The organism is Oceanicola sp. S124, from assembly GCF_000220565.1.
Lineage (GTDB): Bacteria > Pseudomonadota > Alphaproteobacteria > Rhodobacterales > Rhodobacteraceae > Pseudooceanicola.
The window spans coordinates 1-4,083 of record NZ_AFPM01000279.1; the positions used below are offsets into that span (position 1 = coordinate 1).

At 71.5% G+C, this 4,083-nt stretch carries 3 protein-coding genes; 2 read left to right on the plus strand and 1 reads right to left on the minus strand.

Annotated elements, in window-relative coordinates; all coding sequences use genetic code 11:
* The first annotated feature begins 511 nt into the window (after positions 1-511).
* Both OS124_RS0118905 and OS124_RS0118910 read left to right on the plus strand, forming a co-directional pair.
* Entirely contained in the window at positions 512-1,348 is an 837-nt protein-coding gene (locus OS124_RS0118905) for a hypothetical protein (protein ID WP_138919590.1), read from the plus strand.
* A gap of 259 nt (positions 1,349-1,607) precedes the next feature.
* On the plus strand, positions 1,608-3,479 hold the full coding sequence (locus OS124_RS0118910; RefSeq protein WP_010141469.1) for a monovalent cation:proton antiporter-2 (CPA2) family protein: 1,872 nt from the start codon (positions 1,608-1,610) through the stop codon (positions 3,477-3,479).
* A 119-nt stretch (positions 3,480-3,598) separates the two neighbouring features.
* Here the strand turns inward: OS124_RS0118910 and OS124_RS0118915 are convergent.
* A partial coding sequence (locus OS124_RS0118915) for a nicotinate-nucleotide--dimethylbenzimidazole phosphoribosyltransferase (RefSeq protein WP_010141470.1) occupies positions 3,599-4,083 on the minus strand: 485 nt, incomplete at its 5' end.

A 4,083-nucleotide genomic window follows, 5' to 3' on the forward strand; every position in this document is an offset into this window, starting at 1 on the left:
TTCGGTGCCCGCGCCGGAGAGGTTCACGCCCCCGCGCGGCGCTCGTCCCGGCGGCTGCTGGTCGCGGCGCTGGTCCTCGCGTGCCTTGGTGCCGCTGGCTGGGCCGCCTTCGGAGGCAACCTGATGTCGGGCCTGAGCGACGAGGCCCCCCGTGACTCTGATCCGGTCGAGGTCGCAGAGTCCAGCACGCCCCGCCCCGCGCCGATCGCGCCCGAGGCCCCGCTGTCCCAGCCCCTGCCCGAAGATCCCGAGCCGGCCCCCGAGGCCGCGACCATCGTCGCCGCCGAGCCGGCTCTGCCCGAGCCCGACCTTGCCGTGCCGCTGACCGCAGCCTCGCCGAGCGAGATCCGCCCCGCCCCGGCGACCCCCGCCGAAGCCGCGGCCCGCTATGCCGCGACCGGAATCTGGCAGCGCGCGCCCGCCGCCCCGGTGCCGCCGATGTCGACCGAACTGGGAGAGATCGACCTGGCCGCCCTGACGCCGACCGAACGCGCCGCGCCGGTCGTCGGGCTTGAGGACACGCAGCGCAGCCGCCCCGTCCCGGGCTTCCAGAGCCCCTCTGATCCCCCCCGCTCCGGGGCTGGAATTCGAACTGGACCCGCGCGGCTATGTCGCCGCGACGCCGGATGGCGCGCTGACCCCTGACGGCCACCTGGCCTTCCTCGGTGCGCCGCCGGTCACGCCCCCGTCGCGCCCCCGCGCCACCCTGGGCACGGAAGCACAGACCGCCGCCCTGCCCGCGGAGCAACCGGCCCCGGACAGCGCCGCAGAAGACGGCATCGATGGCGACCGCGGCGTGGCGGCCCTGGCGCTTTCGGCGCTGGAAGCGGCGCAGCCCCCTTCCGAGGACGACCCCGAGTCCGAACCGGCCCCCGGCGAAGAGGTGACCCTGGCGGCCGCCGGCTCGATCCGCCCCCGCGCCCGTCCCGAAGGACTGGTGCCCGAAGCGCCCGCCGCGTCCGATCCCGACCTGACCGCAGGCGTATCTTCGCGCCCCCGCGCGAGGCCCGAGGATTTCGAGATCCTCGTCGCCGCAGCCCAGGCCGCCGGCATTCGTCCGCCCGAGCTTGTCGTGCCGGCGCCCACCGTTGCGGCACCGGGACCCTCCCAGCCCTCGGTGGCGCGTCTTGCCACGGTTTCGAACGCGCTCGACCTGAAACGGATCAGCCTGATCGGCGTCTCGGGCGAACCCTCGGCCCGCGAGGCGCTGGTCCGGCTGGCCGATGGCAGGATCCGCAAGGTGGCCGTCGGCGACCGCCTGGACGGGGGCCGCGTCGCGGCCATCGGTGACGGAGAGCTGCGCTACGTCAAGAACAACCGCTCGATCCTGCTGAACATGCCTGACTGAGGCAGCCGCGCGACCGGGCGGCGGATCCGCTGAGCCCGGCGCGTGGGAGCTACCTGCCTCCCGCGTGCCGGCCCCCCCTGCCTGCCTGTCTCCTGAGCCAAGCCGACGCTTGCGCGCCGTGTCCGCCCCCTGCGGGGCGCCCGTTGTCCTTCGGCCTGTTGCGCTTCTCCGCAAGCCCTCGGTATCATCGACCTGCGGGGCCGTGCCCTGCTCCGTTCCCGGCCCCGCCCCGCGCCGGCTGCCCCTGCAAGGAGATGAAATGGAAGGCTTTCTCTACCAGGCTACGATCTATCTCTGCGCCGCGGTGATCGCCGTGCCGATTGCAGCGCGCCTCGGTCTGGGCTCGGTGCTGGGCTATCTTGCGGCGGGGATCCTGATCGGACCGGCGCTGCACCTGGTCGGCCACGAAACCCACGACCTGCAGCACTTCGCCGAGTTCGGCGTGGTGATGATGCTGTTCCTGATCGGCCTGGAGCTGGAGCCCCGCGCCCTCTGGGACATGCGCCACAAGCTGCTGGGACTGGGCGGGTTGCAGGTGACGCTGACGATGCTGGCGGTGGCGGGCACCGCCGTGGCCTTCGGCCTGCCCTGGCAGACGGCGCTGGCGATCGGCATGATCCTGGCCCTGTCCTCGACCGCCATCGTGCTGCAGACGCTGTCCGAGAAGGGGCTAACCCAGACCCAGGGCGGAAGATCCGCCTTCGCGGTCCTGCTCACCCAGGACATCGCGGTGATCCCGATGATCGCGCTGATGCCGCTGCTCGCCTTGCCCGCCCTCCTGCCGCGCGGCATCGCCGCGGCCGAAGACGCGGCCGAGGCCTCCGCCCATGCCGCCGAGAGCCTGTCGCTGGTCGAGGGCCTGCCGGGCTGGGGGGTTACCCTGGTGACCCTGGGCGCCGTGGCCGCGGTGATCCTGATCGGAATCTACCTGATCCGGCCCGTGTTCCGCTTCATCCACTCGGCGCATCTGCCCGAGATGTACACCGCCTTCGCCCTCGCCATCGTGATCGGCATCGCCTTCCTGATGAACCTCGTCGGCCTTTCCCCGGCGCTTGGCACCTTTCTGGCGGGCGTGGTGCTGGCCAACAGCGAATTCCGCCACGAGCTGGAAAGCGACATCCAGCCCTTCAAGGGCCTCCTGCTGGGGCTGTTCTTCATCACCGTCGGCGCCGGCATCGACTTTGGCGTGCTGCTGGAGGCACCGCTGAAGGTCTTCGGCATCGCGCTTGGCACCATGTTGCTGAAGGGGCTGGTCCTGCTGGCGCTCGGCCGGCTCTTCGGGATGCGCCGGCGCAACCTGATGCTGTTCACCCTCGGGCTGGCGCAGGCGGGGGAATTCGGCTTCGTGCTGATCTCCTTCTCGCAGCAGGTCAATGCGCTGGAGGGCGCCCTGGCCGAGCAGCTGCTGCTGGCCGTCACGCTGACCATGTTGCTGACACCGCTGTTCTTCATCCTCTACGACCGCCTGTCGCGGCGCATGGACGAGGGCGGCGAGGCCCAGGAGCCGGACGAGATCGCCGACGAGGGCCCGGTGATCATCGCCGGCATCGGGCGCTTCGGCCAGATCGTCAACCGCATGGTCCAGAGCTCCGGCTTCAACACCGTGGTGCTGGACAACAACATGAACACGATCGAGCTGATGCGGCGTTTCGGCTTCAAGGGCTATTTCGGCGATCCGACCCGGCCCGACATCCTGCATGCCGCCGGTCTGGACAAGGCCCGGGTGCTGGTGGCCGCCATGGACGACAACGCCGCCGTGACCCGGCTGGTGGCCTATGCCCGTGCGCAGCGCCCCGACCTGCACATCATCGCCCGCGCCTATGACCGGACCCACGTCTACCAGCTTTACCAGGCCGGGGCGGACGATATCGTGCGCGAGACCTTCGACAGCTCCCTGCGCGCCGGGCGCTACGTGCTGGAGAACATCGGCCTGACCGACTACGAGGCCGCCGAGGCCGAGCGGATCTTCTTCCACCATGACCGCAATGCCATCCGCGAGCTGGCAGAACTGTGGGATCCGAAGATCCCCGCCGGGCGTAACACGGCCTATATCGACCGTTCGAAGGAGCTGGAGAAGGGCCTGGAAGCCGCCCTTCTGGCGCAGCTTGCCGACGAGGAGGAGACCCGCTGAGCACCAGGGGGCCCCACCGTAGGGACCAGTGACGGGCGCCAATGCCCGGAGGCCGTGACCGGAGGCCGGCGGGGGTCGCCTCCGGCGGGAGTATTTTCAGCCTGGTGATGATATGGGGCTCAGCCCCCGGAGACGCCGGCCTCGGCGAAGGTGGCCATGCCCGAGTGGCACTCCAGCGCGGCCTTCAGCAGGGGGATGGCCAGCGCCGCGCCCGAGCCCTCGCCAAGGCGCAGGCCGAGGTCCAGCAGCGGCACCTTGCCCAGCCTGTCCAGCAGCGCGCGATGCGCCTGTTCGGCACTGGCGTGCCCGGCCACGGCGTGATCCAGCGCGCCCGGCACCTCGGTCTCGAGGCAGGCGGCGGCGGCGCAGCAGATGAAGCCGTCCAGGATCACCGGGATTCGCAGGCAGCGGGCGCGCGCGATGGCCCCGGCCATGGCCGCCACCTCGCGCCCGCCGAGACAGCGCAGGGTGTCGAAACCGGTCTTCGGCGCATGCAGCGCCACCGCCTGGCTGATCACCTCGGCCTTGCGGGTGACCCCCGAGGCATCCAGCCCGGTGCCGCGCCCGGCCCAGTCACTGGCCGCCCCGCCATAGAGCGCAAGGG